Consider the following 17,273-nt stretch of genomic DNA (forward strand, 5'->3'; position numbering starts at 1 on the left):
GAGCCGGAGCGTTTCCGCCCCGGTCCCGGCCTGCGTTCTGTCCTTAAGGAATCTTGAGAAAGTCCTGTCCTTAGGCGAAGTGCTTGGGGAGGGTTCCCTCGTGCGCTTCCTTCAGCTCGGCCAGCGGCAGGGTGAAGTGGCCCTGCACGTCGAGAGCGGAATTTTCAGTGTCCACGACGCCGATCCGGAGCGTCGGGTAGTTCCGCGCGGTGCACATGTCGTTGAAGCGCACCTCCTCGGAGCGGGGGACGCTGACGATCGCACGGCCCTGGCTTTCGCTGAACAGCGCGGTGAACGCGTCGATGCCGTCGCGCTCGCACAGTTCGTCGATGCCGATGCGCGCCCCCACGCCGAACCGCAGAGCGGCCTCGGACAGGGCGGCGGCGAGGCCGCCTTCGGAGAGGTCGTGGGCGGCGTCGATCATGCCGTCACGCGAGGAGTTGACCAGCACCGCGGCGAGGGTCTTCTCCGCCGCAAGGTCCACCACCGGCGGCGTGCCGCCGAGGTGGCCGCGCAGGTTCGCCCATTCGGATCCGTCGAGTTCGTTGCGCGTGGTGCCGAGCAGGTAGATGGCCTGCCCGTCCTCGCGCCAGCCGGAGGGGGTCCGGCGGGCGACGTCGTCGAACACGCCCAGCACGCCCACCACGGGGGTCGGGTGGATCGCGACGCCCCCGGTCTGGTTGTAGAGCGAGACGTTGCCGCCGGTGACCGGCACGCCGAGCTCCTGGCAGGCGTCGGCGAGTCCGCGGACGGTCTCGGCGAACTGCCACATCACCTCGGGATCCTCGGGGGAGCCGAAGTTGAGGCAGTCGGTGACGGCCAACGGCTTGGCGCCGGAGGTGGCGACGTTGCGGTACGCCTCCGCCAGGGCAAGGCGGGCGCCCTCGTACGGGTTCAGGTAGGAGTAGCGGCCGTTGGCGTCGGTGGAGAGGGCGACGCCGAGGCCGGTCTCCTCGTCGACGCGGATCACGCCGGCGTCGTCGGGCATGGCCAGGGCGGTGTTGCCCTGCACGTAGCGGTCGAACTGGTTGGTGACCCAGTCCTTCGAGCACATGTTGGGGGAGGACATCAGGTCGAGCACCGCGGCGCGCAGGTCCGTTGAGGAGCCCTTAAAGGAGTCCGCCTGGACGCCGTCGAGCCAGACCGGGCGGTGGTAGGGCCGCTCGTAGACGGGCCCGTCGTGGGCGACGGTGCGCGGGTCGACGTCGACGATGGTCTCTCCGTCCCACTCGATGATCAGTCGGCCGGTGTCGGTGACCTCGCCCAGCCAGGAGTACTCGACGTTCCACTTGTCCATGATCGCCTCGAACGCCGCGGCATTGGCCGGGGTGACGACGGCCATCATCCGCTCCTGGGACTCCGACATCAGGATTTCGCCCGGGGTCAGGGTCGGGTCGCGCAGGAGGACCTTCGTGAGTTCGACGTGCATGCCGCCGTCACCGTTCGAGGCCAGCTCGGAGGTGGCGCAGGAGATGCCCGCCGCCCCGAGGTCCTGGATGCCCTCGACGACCGAGGCCTTGAACAGTTCGAGGCAGCACTCAATGAGCACCTTCTCCGCGAACGGGTCGCCCACCTGTACGGCGGGGCGCTTCGAGGGCTTGGCGTCGTCGAACGATTCGGAGGCGAGGACCGAGGCCCCGCCGATCCCGTCGCCGCCGGTGCGCGCACCGAAGAGGACGACTCGATTGCCGACGCCCGAGGCGTTGGCAAGGCGGATGTCCTCGTGCCGCAGGACGCCGACGGCAAGCGCGTTGACCAGCGGGTTGCCCTGGTAGGAGGAGTCGAAGACGACCTCGCCGCCGATGTTCGGCAGGCCGAGGGAGTTGCCGTAGCCGCCGATGCCCGCAACGATGCCGTGGACCAGGCGCGCGGTGTCGGGGTGGTCGATCGCGCCGAAGCGCAGCGGGTCCATGACGGCGACCGGGCGGGCGCCCATGGAGATGATGTCGCGGACGATCCCGCCGACGCCGGTCGCTGCGCCCTGGTAGGGCTCCACGAACGAGGGGTGGTTGTGGGATTCGACCTTGAAGGTCACGGCCCAGCCGTCGCCGATGTCCACGACGCCGGCGTTCTCGCCGATGCCCACGAGCAGGTGTTCCTTCATGGCGTCGGTGACCTTATCGCCGAACTGGCGCAGGTGGACCTTTGAGGACTTGTAGGAGCAGTGTTCGCTCCACATCACCGAGTACATCGCCAGTTCGGCGCCGGTGGGGCGGCGGCCGAGGATCTCGACGACGCGGTCGTACTCGTTCTGCTTCAGTCCGAGTTCGGCCCAGGGGAGCGCCTGGCCGGGGGTTGCCTCGGCATTGGCGACGGTGTCGATATTGAACTTCTTGGACATTGTCTCTGCAGTCACTTAGCCAACCAGTTTCTTGAGTACCGAGGTGAAGATGCCGAGGCCGTCGGTGCCGCCGCGGAGGTCGACCTCTCCGCGGGCCGAGGAGTCGGGGCCGAAGCCGGGCTCGACGGCGTGTTCGGGGTGCGGCATGAGCCCGACGACGTTGCCTGCGGCGTTTGAGATTCCGGCGATGTCGCGGCGGGAGCCGTTCGGGTTCTCTCCCACATAGCGGAACACGACGCGGCCCTCGCCTTCGAGCTCGTCGAGGGTGTGCTCGTCAGCGACGAACTGTCCATCCTGGTTCTTCAGCGGCACCACGATCTCCTCGCCGGCCGCGTAATCGGAGGTCCACAGGGTGTCGGCGTTCTCGACGCGCAGCCGCTGGTCGCGGCACAGGAAGTGGAGGGAGTTGTTCTTGATCATCGAGCCCGGCAGCAGGTGTGCCTCGGTGAGGACCTGGAAGCCGTTGCAGATGCCGAGGACGGGCAGCGCGCCCGGCCCGCCGGTGGCCGCCGCGGTGATCTGTTCCATCAGGGGCGCGAAGCGCGAGATGGCCCCGGCGCGAAGGTAGTCGCCGTAGGAGAAACCGCCGGGGATGATGACGGCATCGACTCCCCGGAGGTCGTGGTCTCCGTGCCAGAGGGAGATGGCGGTCCCGCCGGCCAGTCGCACGGCCCGCATTGCGTCCCGGTCATCGAGCGTGCCCGGGAAGGTGACGACGCCGACCCGTACCCCGGCGAGGCTTCCCTCGGTCGAGGCCGAGGGGAACGGCTGGAAGTCACTGATCAGGGGGGTTTCGACGCTCACTCGGCGTCCTCCTGGATGACCTCCACGCGGGTCACATCTTCGATCACCGGGTTGGACAGCAGCGTGCTGGCCGCGCTGCGGGCCTGCTCGAGCAGTTCGGGGGTGACTTCCCCCGCGACTTCGAGTTCGAACCGCTTGCCCTGGCGGACACCGGCGAAACCGGTAAGGCCAAGCCGGGGGAGCGCGCCTGCAATGGCTTTGCCCTGCGGGTCAAGGATTTCGGGTTTGGGCATGACGTCAACAACGATCCGGGGCATCCGGCAACTCCTGTGAGTGAAGCGGCAAGTGCTGGGGGTGCCAGCATTAAATGCAGGGGCCCGGAAGTGCCGTCTCACGCCGGGTGGACCAAGGGTCGACAGGTCCGGCGCTCCGCGAGCTTGCCGCTCCAGTCTACCGGCCCGGGATGCCCGGCCCGAACCGGGGCCGTGGCGCCGAAGCAGCGGGCGGGCGGGCCCTAGAACGCCCCGCCGGTGCCGAGGATCTCCTTGACGGCGTCCCAGCGGGAGATTTCGCACCCGTTGGTGCGGGCGAAGCGCGCCCGGACGGGTTTGCCGTCGACGGTGCCCGTGATCGAGGCGGTCTGCGGTCCGCCGTAGATTTCCGTGCACACGATGTTTTTGTCCGGGATGGCCGTAAAGAACTTCACCCCGAGCCGGGACACGACCGTGCAGGCGGCCTCGGCATTGGGCAGGGACGTGCCGGGGCCGGGCCGGCCCTCGACGCATTCGAGGATGTACTCGACCGGTTCGGCGTCGGCGGACTCCTGGATGGTGACCGCCAGGCGGGTTCCACTGGCCGATGGCGGCGGTGCTGGGGTTTCAGGCGTCATTGTCGGTGCCTCCGTGGGAGTCGGGCTCGGGCTTGCGGACGGCGGGGCGGGCGCAGACGGGCCGGGAGTGGCGGGCGCAGCGGAACCGGGAGCGGACGACGCCGATGGAGCAGTGGTCGATGGAGAAGTGGTGGTTCCGTCGTCGGTTCCGCCGCCGGTGCAGCCGGTGAGTGCGGCAAGGAGCAGGGCCGTGGCTGCCGCGGCCGCCGGGTGCAGTCTCACGGAGTGCCTCCGTTCCGGGTGGTGGCCGGGCGGGCAAGGGCTTCGGCGGCGTCAAGGTGCTCAAGCAGCCGGGAGCGCAGCTGCTGGGATTCGGAGGAGAACCGGCGCTGCTCCCGGACGTAGGCGGCCCTGCCTTCGGGCGTCTCAATGCGGATCGGCGGGTAACCCCAGCTGCCGAGGTCGTACGGCGAGGCCTGCATATCGAGGATTCGGATGCGCCAGGACAGCTCGAAACAGTCGAGGATCAGGGTGCTGGGCAGGAGGGGGCTGAGCTTGTAGGCCCATTTATAGACGTCCATATTGGCGTGGAGGCAGCCGGGCTGCTCCAGGTGGCGCTGATTTTCCCGGGTGGGGGCCAGCTCGTTGAGCGGGACGGCCTGCGGGGTGTAGAAGCGGAAGGCATCGAAGTGCGAGCAGCGGATCCGGGCTTCCTCGACGACGGCGTCGGTGCCGTCCGCGCCGAGGCGCAGGCCGAGGTAGTCGTGGCGGACGCCGTTGAGCTCCGACTTGTACGCCATGGCCCACTCGTGCAGTCCGAAACAGCCAAACTGGCCCGGCCGCCGCAGGGTCCCCGCGAGGATGACACGCACAAAAGCCAGGGTCTCGGCCCGCTCCGAGAGGAAGGCGTCGAGGTCGACGGTGACGGCGCCGTCGGGAAGGGGTGTGTAGTACTTCCAGTTTCTTCGCTCCCCGGCGAGCGGGCCCCGCAGGGCGGTGCCCGCTCCGGGGTGCCAGCGCAGCAGCTGGCCGGGTTTGTGGTTGTAGTAGGTGAAAAGGAAGTCCTCCACCGGGTGCTTTTCCCCGGCGGATCGGCGCTGGAGGTAGGGCTCGGTGAAGCGCCGGACGCGCGCCGAATACTCCTCCTGCTGGGGGAGCCATTCCTCCTGCTCGAGAACTTGTTGGGGTACCGGCGCCATGGTTCTATTATCAGCCTTAGTAACGGCGTCGGGCGTCCTGTCAAGCCACGCCGGGAAAGTGATTTCTTTTGCTACCCAAGCGAGTGTTGCCTCGGGTAAATTGATACTGCTGTGGCGTTTGTGACTCTTGTCACAGATGGGGATCCGGTGGTGGAAGCCCACAGCATGAGGGGCACCCGGTTACTCCCGCCGAGCCCGCATTGAACGAAAGGCTCTTCTCCTAATGATCCAACGAGGACAAGCCGGACTGCGGAGCCCACGGCTCCGCCGCGTCACGGCGATCGCGCTGGGGGTGCCGCTCCTGATGTCGTCTGCGGCAGTGACCCCCGCCGTCTTCGCGGCCCAGGTGCCCGCGCAGACTTCAACGCAGCTCTCAGGCGTTTCCCCATCGAATTTCACAGATGGCCGCTACATCGTCGTCCTTAAGGAACACCCCCTTGCCATGTATGAGGGCGGCGCCGACGGTATCCCGGCAACGAAGCCGGGCAAGGGCGAAAAGCTCACGAAGGAGTCGCCGCACGCCCGTGCCTACGAGGCCCGGCTGAAGAAGAGCCAGACGGACGTTGCGGCAGCGGTCAACGCGGAGGTCGGCAAGTCCTTCACCACGGCCCTCAACGGATTCACCTCTTACCTCACCGCCGAGCAGGCGGCGCTGCTTTCCAAGAATCCGAACGTCTACGTCGTCGCACCGGACACCCAGAACAGCCCCGACTACTCAAGCGCCGACTTCCTCGGCCTGACCGGCGAGGACGGCCTCTGGGCCACCCAGCTCGGTGGAGCCGCCAACGCGGGCAAGGGAACGGTCGTCGGCGTCATCGACACCGGGTACCGCCCGGAGAACCCCTTCCTGACCGGCGCCGAGGTCAAGCCGCTCCAGGGGGACCCCGTGGTGGGCGAGCCCTACCTCACCCCCGACGGCAAGATCGCCATGCTGAAGGCCGACGGCAGCACCTTCCTGGGCGAGTGCCAGACCGGCCAGGACTTCGACGGCAGCGCCTGCAACTCCAAGGTCCTCAGCGCCCGCTACTTCGCCGATGACTTCCTCGGCTCCGTGCCCGAGGAGGACCGTTCGCCCGATGAGCGGATTTCCCCCATCGACGTCGATTCCCACGGCACCCACACCGCCTCGACCGCGGCGGGCAACGCCGACGTCGAGGCCACCGTCGACGGCAGGAGCTTCGGCAAGGGCGCCGGGGTGGCCCCCGCCGCCGCGGTGTCCGTGTACAAGATCTGCTGGGAGGACAAGGACCCCAACTCGGGAGGCTGCTACAGCTCCTCCGCGGTGGAGGCGATCGAGCAGTCGATCCTTGATGGGGTGGATGTCCTCAACTACTCCATCTCCGGCAACAACAACTCCACCACCGACCCGGTGGCGCTCGCGTTCCTCTCGGCCGCCTCGGCGGGAATCTTCGTCTCCACCTCGGCCGGCAACTCCGGGCCGACGGTCAGCACCGTGAACCACAGTTCCCCGTGGCTCACTACGGTGGCCGCAAGCACGTTCTCACATGAACTGCAGGGCACCGTCGAACTCTCCGACGGCACCAAGTACCGCGGCACGTCGGTGATGAACCGCGAGGTCCCGCAGACCGCCGCCGTCCTCGCGGCCGATGCCGCAGCCGCCGGAGTTTCAGCGGCCGACGCGGCCCTGTGCAAGGCGGACAGCCTCGATCCCGCTAAGGTGACGGGCAAGATCGTCGTCTGCGACCGCGGCGTGGTCGACCGGGTGCTCAAGAGCGCAACCGTCGAGAAGGCAGGCGGCGTGGGCATGATCCTCGTCAACGTGGTGCCCGGGTCACTCGACCTTGACCTCCACGCAGTGCCGACCGTCCACATCGACGGCGTCGAAATCAAGGAAAAGCTCAAGGCCAACCCGGCGCTCACCGCGGCTCTCGTCGACGAGGACACCACGGGCCTGCCCACCCCCAAGGACCCGCAGATCGCCGCGTTCTCTTCGCGTGGTCCGTCGCTGGCAGTGAACTCGGACTTCTTAAAGCCCGACATCACGGCTCCCGGCGTCAACGTCCTGGCCGGTGTCTCCCCGGTCGGGACCGGGGAGAACTTCGGATTCCTCTCCGGTACGTCCATGGCTGCCCCGCAGGTCGCCGGCCTCGGCGCCCTGGTCCTAGCGAAGAACCCCGCGTGGTCCCCGGCCGCCGTGAAGTCGGCTCTGATGACCACTGCCGGTGATGTGCTGACCGAGGAGGGCGCCGCCAACAACGACGTCTTCGCCGTCGGCGCCGGCCATGTGAACCCCGCCGCGATGCTGAGCCCCGGGCTCGTGTATGACGCGGATGCCGCCCACTGGAACGGCTTCCTGCAGAGCCTCGGCGCACCCCTGGGGCTCCGGAAGCCGCAGGTCGTCGGAGCGAAGGACGTCAACGTTCCCTCGATCGCCGTCGGCAAGCTGACCGGGAAGGTCACGGTGACCCGCACAGTCACCGCCACCGCACCGGGAAGCTACACCGCCACGGTGGACCTCCCCGGCATCGCCACCAAGGTGTCGCCCGCCCGGCTCGACTTCGCCGCCGCAGGCGAGTCCAAGAGCTTCAAGGTGACTTTCGAGAACAAGTCGGCGGCGCTTGACGCCTTCGCGATGGGCTCGCTGACCTGGACCGAAGCGAAGGGCGCCACGGTGACCTCACCGATCGCCGTCCGTCCGGTCACCGCCGTGATGCCCGCTGCGGTGTCCTTCACGTCGGCGGCAGGGACCGGAAGCGGAACCTTCAACGTCACGGCAGGGACGACGGGCACCGTCGACCTCTCCGTCAAGGGACTGGCGAAGGCCGATCGGACCGACGTCGAACTGGTTCCAGGCCCTGCCAGCGGGACCGCCAATGCGAGCAACAGCGTCACCGAGGTCGAGGTTCCCGCGGGGACCTCGCTGGCCCGCTTCGCCGTGAATTCGGCCGACGCGAATGCCGACTTCGACCTGTTCGTCATCACTCCTTCGGGCGGGGAAATCGCGGCAGCGACGGCGTCGGCGAGTGAGTCGGTGTTGCTGAACAACCCGGCTCCGGGAACCTACACGGTCGTCGCCAACCTCTACAGCAGCCCCGACAACCGGCCCACCAAGGCCACCGTCGATGCCGTCGTGCTGGGCGGCGACGAGGGGAACCTCAAGGTCTCCCCGGACCCGATCCAGTTCAAGAACGGCAAGGAAGCCACGGTGAGCCTGTCCTGGACCGGCCTCGAGCCGGGCAGCTACGTCGGACGGGTGTTCTTCGGAGACGCAGGTTCGACGGCGGTGAGCCTCGAAGTGGGTGCCAACGGTGCCACCACGGTGACGCCGACCGGGTCCCCGGTCCTCGTCGAGGACGCCGCGGCCACTCCGGCCGCAGGAGGTTCGACCCTCCGCTGACCGCGGGTAGTACCGAACCACCGGCGGGTGGGGACGGCGGCTTCGGCCGCCGGCCCCACCCGCCTTTTTTCCGGGCGTCCATGGGAAAATACCGGAGACAGCAGAAATGCAGGAAGGACGGGCATGCCGAATCCAGAAGGCTTCATCGAGCGTTTCATGCGCCTCACCGGCCGGGCGCGGGCCTTCTTCGGACCGGCGCAGTCAAGCTCGCTCGACCATCCAATGACTGCCGAGAACCAGGAGCTGCTGAAGGAAAGGCAGTCCGAGGCTGATCAGTGGGAGACGATCACCCGGGCCGACGGCTCGACCTACATCGTTCCCCGTCGGCCGTACTGACCGGCGCTTTCCGCACCCACCCGGCGTAAAATGAGATGTACCTCAGAAGAAGGTGCATCATGGAAAAACTTCCGGAACCAGAGAAGCGACGCCGGGTCCGGCGCCCCCCTTACAGCCGTCTCGACTCGTTCGCCCGGCTGTTCCTCGGCCCCGCCGACCGCACCGGATCGGAAACGCCGGTTGTCCATCGACACGACGCATCAGACGACCTCAGCGAAAAGCAGCTGGCCGGCATCGAGATGATGGAGGACTCGGAAGGCCACCACTACGCGGTGCGGAGGCCGACCGAGGAGACGTGACCGAGGAGACGTAGGGGCGCGGCAGAAAGCCCAGCGCGCTCTGCTCAGGACGGTGCGGTTCGGGACGGCTTGCAGGGTTCAGGACTGTGCGCCGCTCGGGACGGTGCGGTTCGGGCCGTTAGCGCCCGGTGCCCGCGTACACCGTGGCGGTGGCCTCGCCGTCGAGCTCGAAGGCCGCGTGGACAGCACGGACGGCGGTGTCGAGCAGTTCGGCGCTCGTGACCACCGAGATACGGATCTCCGACGTGGAAATCATGTCGATGTTCACGCCGGCGTCCGAGAGCGCCTTGAAGAACTTGTAGGACACCCCGGGGTTGGACCGCATGCCGGCGCCGATCAGCGACAGCTTCCCGATCTGCTCGTTGTATTCGACGGACTCGTAGCCGACTCCGGCCTGCGCCTCGCCCAGGGCGGCGAGGGCCTGCGCTCCATCGACGATGGGCAGCGTGAAGGAGATGTCGGTGCGGCCCGACCCGTGGGTCGAGACGTTCTGCACGATCATGTCGATGTTCGTGTGGGCGCCCGCGATGATCCCAAAGATCTCCGCGGCCTTGCCGGGGATGTCGGGAACGCCGACGACGGTGACCTTGGCCTCCGAGCGGTCGTGTGCGACGCCTGAAATGATTGGCTGTTCCAAGGGCTCTCCCTCTTGAATCTTGATCTGGTCGTCGGGGCTGGGCAGGACCCAGGTCCCCTCATGGTCGCTGAAGGAGGACCGCACGTGCAGGGGAACCCCGAAGCGGCGGGCGTACTCGACGCTGCGCAGGTGAAGGATCTTCGCCCCGGAGGCCGCCATTTCGAGCATCTCCTCGCTGGAGATCGTGTCGATCTTCTGGGCGGACGGCACAACGCGCGGATCGGCGGTGTAGATGCCGTCGACGTCGGTGTAGATCTCGCAGACGTCCGCGTTCAGGGCCGCCGCCAGGGCGACGGCGGTGGTGTCGGAGCCGCCGCGGCCGAGCGTCGTGATGTCGTTGCTCTCCCGGCTCATGCCCTGGAAGCCGGCCACGATGGCGATGTCGCCCTTTTCAATGGCGGTGCGGATCCGGTGCGGTGAGACGTCGATGATGCGCGCCTTGCCGTGGATGGCGTCGGTGATCATGCCGGCCTGGCTGCCCGTGAAGGACTGGGCGGACGCGCCGAGGCCGTGGATCGCCATGGCCAGCAGCGCCATGGAGATGCGCTCTCCGGCGCTCAGGAGCATGTCCATTTCGCGCGGGTCAGCGGTTTCCGAGACCTGGGCGGCAAGGTCGAGAAGCTCGTCGGTGCTGTCGCCCATGGCGGAGACCACCGCGACCACCTGGTTGCCGGCCGCCTGGGACTGCACGAGACGCCGGGCCACGCGCTTGATCCCTTCGGCGTCCGCCACCGATGACCCACCGAACTTCTGGACTAGAAGGCTCATGCACTCGCTCACTGACATCGTCGGAATCTGCTGCAGTGCGGCGCTTCGGTGCACGGCACATCGGCCGGGCCGGCCCTCGCCCGCGGAGTGCCACACGCTGCCAGTCTAGCGGCGGGCCGAAGCGGCTCTCCAATTGCATGACTGAATATGGACGGCCCCTCAAAATAACTCTGCCAACCTCCACCGATTCGGCGCCGGGTGGCATAGGGTCACGGGATGACCAACGAATTTGGGGGAATCGTTGTGCACGCCGCCGCACGGAGCTTTGGCTCGGTGCAGGCCGTCCGGCACATCGATTTCGAGGCCCCACCCGGTGAAGTAACCGCCCTGATCGGACCCAACGGTTCCGGCAAGACAACCCTCCTGCTCATCCTCGCATCGCTCCTTGCCGTCGACTCCGGCTCGGTGCGCGTGGGTGGGATCGACCCGGTGGCCGACCCGCAGGGGGTGCGCAGGCTTGTCGGGTGGATGCCCGATTCCCTCGGCAGGTGGGACTCCCTCTCGGCGCTCGAGGTGCTCACCACCACCGGGGCGCTCTACGGGATGAGTCCGGAAGAACGGACCGCCCGTGCTCATGAGCTGCTTGAAACGGTGAGCCTCACCGAGTACACCCGCCAGCCGGCGCGGGTGCTCTCCCGTGGCCAGCAGCAGCGGCTCAGCCTGGCCCGTGCCCTGATCCATGACCCGCAGGTCCTCCTTCTGGACGAACCGGCATCGGGCCTCGACCCCGGATCCCGGGTGGACCTGCGGACCCTGCTGCGGACCCTTGCCGCCGCGGGCAAGACGGTGGTTGTCTCAAGCCATGTGCTGTCGGAACTCGATGAGATCGCCGACCGCGCCGTCTTTGTCAGCAGGGGCGAATCGGTCCGCAGCCAGACCCTTGACGAGGCCGGAAACCAGGTGCGGCGCTACAACATCCAGGCCGAGCCGATGGATGCCCTCGCTGCGGAACTCTCCGGCCATGGGATGCGGTTCGAGGAGCGCGGGGACTCCCGGCGGGTCGAGTACCAGGTGATGCTCGACAGCACCCAGCAGGCGGCCTGGCTCCTGCGCACCCTCGTGCTTGCGGACGTCGCCGTCACCGCCTTCGCGCCGGCCGGTGGCGCGCTCGAAGAAACCTACATGAGCCTGGATACGGACAGACGATGAGCGTGAAGATGCAGCAACCGCCGCAGATGGCGGACGAACGAACCCTTTCCACCCGGTCCGCCGTCGGGACGGTGTTTGGGCTCGAGATGCGCCAGCGCCTCCGCGGCCGGGCATGGTACATCATGCTCGCCGTGTGGTTTGTGGTGATCGCAGCGGTCTTCCTCCTCGCCCTGGCCACGATGGGCTCGTATATGGACATCGGCCCGATGCTCTTCGACCTGGTGGTCGGATTCGTGCTGTTCTTCGGACTGCTCGTGGCGCCCGGTCTTTCCGCGAATGCGGTCAATGGCGACCGGGCGGCCGGGACGTTGGCGGTCCTGCAGGTCACCCTGCTGACCCCGGGTCAGTTGCTCGCCGGAAAGTGGTTGGCCTCCTGGGTCGGATCCCTGGCGTTCCTTGTGCTCAGTGCACCGTTCATCTTCTGGGCGCTGGCCCTGGGGGGCGTGCCCGCCTCCGAGGCGTTCATTTCGCTGGGCATGCTCGCCCTTGAGCTAGGTCTTGTCTGTGCCATCGGCGTCGGGGTTTCCGCTATCGCCAACCGGCCGCTGTTCTCCATTGTGGCCACCTACATGCTGGTGGCGCTGCTGTCCCTGGGGACGCTCATTACCTTTGGGCTGAGCACGGCGCTCGTGATGGAGGAAGCCGAGGTGACCACCTCCTACTACAGCTACCCCATGCCGGCCGAAAACCTTGACGACCAGAGCCCGGAGCCGCAGCCCGGGGACCCGGAATGCACCACCGAAACCTTCGTGCAGCCGGTGGCCCACACCGAACGGATCACGTGGATGCTTGCCGCCAACCCCTTCGTGGTGGTGGCCGACGCGGTTCCCTACTCACGCAGCGCCGCGGATGCCGGTCAATCGGGCGACTTCGGCTACGTCGAAAACTACCGGCCTCCGGGAGTGATGGAGGGAATCAGCCAGCAGGTAAGAAACTTCCAGGCAGGCCCTGACTACAACGTCACCTGTGCTGAGTCGCAGGGACTGGCCCGCGACGTCGACGACAAGTTCCCGATCTGGCCGCTGGGGCTCCTGCTTCAGTCGCTGCTGGCCGGGGGCCTGCTGCTGCTGGGATACCGCCGTCTGAGGACGCCGGTACGGAGACTGGCGCAGGGTACCCGGATCGCCTGACGACTCTGGCGGTCCCTCCGGCAGGGGCGGCCAGAACCCGGAAGCTCCCAGGTTCTGGCTAGGACATGGAGCGGCGGCCCTCGAAGGCGCGCCCGAGGGTCACCTCGTCCGCGTATTCGAGGTCTCCGCCGACCGGCAGCCCGGAGGCGAGCCGGGTCACCGGGATGCCGATGGTCTTGAGCATCCGGACCAGGTAGGTCGCCGTCGCCTCCCCCTCAAGGTTGGGGTCCGTGGCGATGATGATTTCCTTGATCTGCTCATCCGTCAGCCGGTTGAGGAGCTCACGGATGCGCAGCTGATCCGGTCCGACTCCCGCGATGGGATTGATGGCGCCGCCGAGCACATGGTAGCGGCCGCGGAAGGAGCGGGTGCGCTCCACCGCGATGACATCCTTGGACTCTTCAACGACGCAGATCATCGAGGGGTCGCGCCGGGAATCCCTGCAGATTCCGCAGGTTTCCTGCTCGGCGACGTTTCCGCAGATTGCGCAGAACTTCACGCGCTCCTTGACGGTGGTGATGGCGTTGACGAGCCGCTTCATGTCGTCTCCGTCCGCCTCAAGGATGTGGAAGGCGAGCCGCTGGGCGGACTTCGGTCCTACACCGGGGAGGCGACCGAGCTCATCAATAAGCTCTTGAACCGCGCCTTCGTACACGTGACCTTCTTCATTGTTGGATGTTGCGGGAGGGCGAACGATGCATCCGTACGCCCCGAATCTTCTGGGTGCGTCGCCTGCTACTGGGCGTCGATTCTACGCTCCTCGACGAGCCGGCCGTTCAGGATCCGTTCGATCGCCGACCGCCCCACGAGACCGGTTTCCTCGATCGTCTCATCGTCGGCGCTGGGAACGTCTTCGACGTACCTCAAGTCTACGGTTCCGGACGCCGTCGCGGCCTCCTCGGCCCGCTTCCGGGCCGCTTCATCGAGCAACCGCTGGTACCGGCTGATGGGCTTGGCCGACGATCCGCTTGCCGAGGCGGGGGCATCCTGGGAACCACGAGCAGCGGCAACCGGTGCCTGGGACTTGGCGGGTGTTTGTGGCTGGGTTGGAGTCTGTGGCTGGGCCTGTGCCGGCGCTGGTCCTTGCGGCCGGCCCTGGCTTGGTCCCGAGAAGGAGGTCGCTGTCGAAGCCGAAGACGAAGCTGATGCCTGGGAAACGGCCTGTGCCTGCGGCGGCACCTGCGTCTGAACCTGCGCCTGATCCTTCTGCTGGGCCGGTGACTGCGACCGTGACGATGCGGCGGAGGATCCCTGCGCCGGAGCTTGGGGTGCGGCATGCGCATCAGCGGTCTGCGCCTGAACCTGCGATCCTGCCGGTGCACGGCGGGCTGACGATGGTTCCTGAGGCAGCGTCAGCGAGGCGGGAGCACCGGGAGCACCAGGGGCACCGTACTGTCCGGAACCCGGATCGTACGCATCCTCGGGAGGCTCGATCAAAGCCCAGGAGTCGTCGTCTGGGTCAGGGTTCTGCCAGTACGGAGGCGGCTCAGGAGTCGATGACGGCGCGCTGTCATGCCGTGCAGTCCGGGGCACTGAAGGTCCGTTGGCCGAATTCCCCTGCTGTCCTGCACCCGGACCTGCGGCCGGTCCCGCGGCCGGTCCCGCGGCCGGTCCTGCCTGGCCGGCTGGCGGCACAGCGCGGCCGCCGGTTGGACCGACGCGGTCGCCGGCCGGAACCGCAGGGGCTCCCGCCGACGGACGTGTTCCCCGGGAAGGCATGTCGTCGGATTGAGGCGAGCCGTGTGCGGGTGAACTAGGAGCGGGCGACCCGGGCGTGGGTGATCCGGGCGTGGGTGAACCAGGCATGCGTGAATCCGGCGCGGCCGAGCCAGGCGCGGGCGATTCCGGTGAGGGCGAGCCCTGCTTAGGCGAGCCCTGCGTAGGTGAACCAGGCGTGGGCGAACCGGGCGCGGCCGAGTCTGGCGTGGGTGAGCCGGCTGTAGGTGAAACAGACGTGGGTGATCCCGGAGCGGCTGAATCCGATGTCTGTGGTCGAGGGCCGGGGCCGGCTACGCCTCCGGCGGGGCCGGCGGAGTTGGCCACCGAACTCTTTCGCTCCTGTGGCTGCTGGGGACGCAAAGTGTCTTCCGGCGGGCTGGGCACGGCGGGACCGGCCGATGGGGCTGCCGGACCAGGAGCATTCCCCACTGGTGCCGCTTGCGCAGGCGGCTGTACCTCGGCGCCGTTGTGCGCTGCGGCAGGGCCGGTCGGCGACGCTACGGGCGTGCCCGAACGCTGGGGGAGTGGTGCGGCGGCCGAGGGCGACTCAACTGCGGGATTCGATTGGGGGTCGAGAGTGCCCTTAGCCGGCGTTGGCCGGCTGGCCGGTACTTTTGGGTCCGACTCACCCCGGCCCGGACCGTCGAGGATGGCCTCGATCATGCAGTCGAGCCCCAGGACCTTCTGGATGGCCTGGCGCACGTTGTCCATGTGCGGCCCGCGTTGGAAGGCTATGGCATTCCCAGGAGTGGTGAAGGCGAGGATGAGCTTATTGCCCTCCATCGACCGCGGCTTCGCGTCAACATTCACATTGAGCCAGGTAATTCGCTTGATCTTCGCGAGCTCGTCCATGATTTCCGGCCAGGCGCGGCGGACCATCTCAATCTGTCCTGAACCTCCCGGGGCAGAAGGCGCCTCGGTCGGGGTGCTCTGGGCTGGCCGCTCCGGAGCTCCAGGAGGATTCCCGGTGCCCGGATCGAGGGCGGGGGCCTGCCCGTGCGCGGCGGGCCCCGCAGCGGAGCGGTCCGCCGGTGCGCGGTCAGTGGAGGGTGCAGCCGCGGGTGCCGCGGGCGAAGTTGCGGCGGAGGGTGCAGCCGCGGGCGGTTCACTTCCCCAGCTGTTGCCCCAGTCAACCGACGCGGCGGCCGGTGCGGGCGCAGGAGCCGCAGGGGCAGCTCCGGTGGGCGTCGCGTCGGGCGCGGCGTCGTTGTCCTGGCCGGGCCGTGGGTCGGGCGCGGAACCGGCGGGCGCTGAGCCGGCTGGCGCTGCAGCGCCGCGCGCTCCCTCCGAGGGCGCCGCGTCCGGCGTCGGGGCAGCAAGCGCCGCAGAATCCGCATTCCGGCTATCCGAAGAACGGTCTCCCGCCGTCGTATTGCCCGGTGCAGGAGAGCTCGGTGCTGACGTAGCTGATGCCGGGGCGGGTGGCGAACCGGCTGCCGGGCGGGTTGTACCGTCGGTCGGAGCGGACGCCACACCGGCCGTGACGCGTGCGGCGCCCTGCGCGCCATCGCCGGCAGCGGCCTCAGCGGGACGGTCCGAGCCCTGACCGGCTGTACGTGCCGGCGGGCTGGCCGTCACCGGAGCTTGTTCGGTACCGGCGTAGGCGAGCCGGCGCTCGATCCGGTCGACCCGGGCAAGAGTGCCGCGGACCGACTCGTCCGCGGCGGGCAGCAGGATCCGCGCGCACAGCAGCTCAAGGTGCAGTCGCGGTGACGTGGCTCCGGTCATCTCGGTGAGCGCGGTGTTGGTGATGTCGGCGGCGCGGGACAACTCCCCGGCACCGAGCTGGTTCGCCTGGGTCCGCATGCGGTGCAGCTGGTCCTCAGGGATGCCCCGCAGGACGGAGGCCGCCCCCTCGGGGACGGCGTTGATGACAATCAGGTCGCGGAAACGCTCGAGGAGATCCTCAACGAACCGCCGCGGGTCGTGACCGGTCTGGATCACCCGGTCCACTGCGGTGAACACGGTCGCAGCGTCCCCGGCAGCGACGGCGTCGACGACGTCGTCGAGCAGGGTCGCGTGGGTGTAGCCAAGCAGGGAGACGGCCAGTTCGTAGTCAACGCCGGACTCGCCCGCCCCCGCCATCAGCTGGTCGAGCACCGAGAGGGAGTCGCGCACTGAACCGCCGCCGGCCCGCACGACCAGGGAGAGTACGCCCGGAGCGACGGGCACGTTCTCCTGCCGGCACAGCAGCTCGAGGTAGGCCATCAGCGGTTCCTGCGGGACCAGCCTGAAGGGGTAATGATGGGTCCGCGAGCGGATCGTCCCGATCACCTTGTCCGGTTCGGTCGTCGCGAAGATGAAGAGGATGTGCTCCGGTGGCTCTTCGACGATCTTGAGCAGGGCGTTGAAGCCGGCCGAGGTCACCATGTGGGCCTCGTCAATGATGAAGATTTTGTAGCGGTCACGCACCGGGGCGAAGGTGGCGCGCTCGCGGAGGTCGCGGGCGTCGTCGACGCCGCCATGGCTCGCGGCGTCGATCTCGATGACATCGAGGCTGCCGGAGCCGTTGCGGGCCAGCTCGACGCAGCTGTCGCACACACCGCAGGGCGTCGGCGTCGGGCCCTGGGCGCAGTTCAGGCAGCGGGCGAGGATGCGTGCCGAGGTGGTCTTGCCGCAGCCGCGGGGACCGGAGAACAGGTAGGCGTGATTGACCCGGCCCTTTTCGATGGCGGCCATCAGCGGGTCGGTGACGTGCTCCTGGCCGATCACGTCCGCGAAGGTCTCGGGGCGGTACCGACGGTAAAGGGCTGTACTCACAGAT

General features: G+C 68.1%; 13 protein-coding genes. 5 read left to right on the plus strand and 8 right to left on the minus strand.

The genetic code is table 11. The features are described 5' to 3' along the window. Positions 1 to 70 precede the first annotated feature (70 nt). The 5 genes from purL to I6N91_RS07355 form a co-directional block, all read right to left on the minus strand. The gene (purL, locus tag I6N91_RS07335) at positions 71 to 2,356 is read right to left on the minus strand and encodes a phosphoribosylformylglycinamidine synthase subunit PurL (RefSeq protein ID WP_198811943.1); all 2,286 of its coding nucleotides are present in this window, start codon (positions 2,354 to 2,356) and stop codon (positions 71 to 73) included. Continuing rightward, positions 2,357 to 3,145, minus strand: coding sequence for a phosphoribosylformylglycinamidine synthase subunit PurQ (purQ, locus tag I6N91_RS07340; protein ID WP_198811944.1), 789 nt, complete (start codon positions 3,143 to 3,145; stop codon positions 2,357 to 2,359). After that, positions 3,142 to 3,402, minus strand: a complete 261-nt coding sequence (purS, locus tag I6N91_RS07345) for a phosphoribosylformylglycinamidine synthase subunit PurS (protein WP_133404448.1) — start codon at positions 3,400 to 3,402, stop codon at positions 3,142 to 3,144. Before purS ends, purQ begins: the two co-directional genes overlap by 4 nt. A 197-nt stretch (positions 3,403 to 3,599) precedes the next feature. Next, on the minus strand, positions 3,600 to 3,974 hold the full coding sequence (locus I6N91_RS07350; protein ID WP_198811945.1) for a hypothetical protein: 375 nt from the start codon (positions 3,972 to 3,974) through the stop codon (positions 3,600 to 3,602). A gap of 218 nt (positions 3,975 to 4,192) precedes the next feature. Further along, positions 4,193 to 5,113: a 3-methyladenine DNA glycosylase gene (locus I6N91_RS07355; protein ID WP_198811946.1), complete on the minus strand. Its 921-nt coding sequence runs from the start codon at positions 5,111 to 5,113 to the stop codon at positions 4,193 to 4,195. A gap of 223 nt (positions 5,114 to 5,336) precedes the next feature. Between I6N91_RS07355 and I6N91_RS07360 the strand changes: the two genes are divergently transcribed. The 3 genes from I6N91_RS07360 (at position 5,337) to I6N91_RS07370 (ending at position 9,106) form a co-directional block, all read left to right on the plus strand. Beyond that, positions 5,337 to 8,471 (plus strand): S8 family serine peptidase, encoded by a 3,135-nt coding sequence (locus I6N91_RS07360; protein WP_198811947.1) that lies wholly within the window; start codon positions 5,337 to 5,339, stop codon positions 8,469 to 8,471. 123 nt (positions 8,472 to 8,594) lie between these two features. Further along, positions 8,595 to 8,807, plus strand: coding sequence for a hypothetical protein (locus I6N91_RS07365; protein ID WP_198811948.1), 213 nt, complete (start codon positions 8,595 to 8,597; stop codon positions 8,805 to 8,807). A 59-nt stretch (positions 8,808 to 8,866) separates the two neighbouring features. Then, a complete protein-coding gene (locus I6N91_RS07370) occupies positions 8,867 to 9,106 on the plus strand; it encodes a hypothetical protein (protein ID WP_198812054.1) in 240 nt (79 codons plus the stop codon). A gap of 118 nt (positions 9,107 to 9,224) precedes the next feature. Here I6N91_RS07370 and I6N91_RS07375 read toward each other — a convergent pair whose 3' ends face one another. Further along, positions 9,225 to 10,511 carry an aspartate kinase gene (locus tag I6N91_RS07375; protein WP_198811949.1) on the minus strand — a complete coding sequence of 429 codons (1,287 nt, stop codon included), beginning with the start codon at positions 10,509 to 10,511 and terminating at the stop codon, positions 9,225 to 9,227. Between the two features lie 216 nt (positions 10,512 to 10,727). Here I6N91_RS07375 and I6N91_RS07380 point away from each other — a divergent pair, with 216 nt between their 5' ends. Further along, the gene (locus tag I6N91_RS07380) at positions 10,728 to 11,660 is read left to right on the plus strand and encodes an ABC transporter ATP-binding protein (RefSeq protein ID WP_120165741.1); all 933 of its coding nucleotides are present in this window, start codon (positions 10,728 to 10,730) and stop codon (positions 11,658 to 11,660) included. Continuing rightward, the gene (locus I6N91_RS07385) at positions 11,657 to 12,790 is read left to right on the plus strand and encodes an ABC transporter permease (RefSeq protein WP_198811950.1); all 1,134 of its coding nucleotides are present in this window, start codon (positions 11,657 to 11,659) and stop codon (positions 12,788 to 12,790) included. The genes I6N91_RS07380 and I6N91_RS07385 overlap by 4 nt, the downstream gene beginning before the upstream one ends. A 58-nt stretch (positions 12,791 to 12,848) precedes the next feature. Here the strand turns inward: I6N91_RS07385 and recR are convergent, their stop codons facing one another. Both recR and I6N91_RS07395 read right to left on the minus strand, forming a co-directional pair. After that, positions 12,849 to 13,445, minus strand: a complete 597-nt coding sequence (gene recR, locus I6N91_RS07390) for a recombination mediator RecR (protein ID WP_198811951.1) — start codon at positions 13,443 to 13,445, stop codon at positions 12,849 to 12,851. 80 nt (positions 13,446 to 13,525) lie between these two features. Continuing rightward, entirely contained in the window at positions 13,526 to 17,269 is a 3,744-nt protein-coding gene (locus tag I6N91_RS07395; protein WP_198811952.1) for a DNA polymerase III subunit gamma and tau, read from the minus strand. Positions 17,270 to 17,273 lie beyond the last annotated feature (4 nt).

It is taken from the genome of Arthrobacter sp. MSA 4-2 (assembly GCF_016405885.1).
Taxonomy (GTDB): Bacteria; Actinomycetota; Actinomycetes; order Actinomycetales; family Micrococcaceae; genus Arthrobacter_D.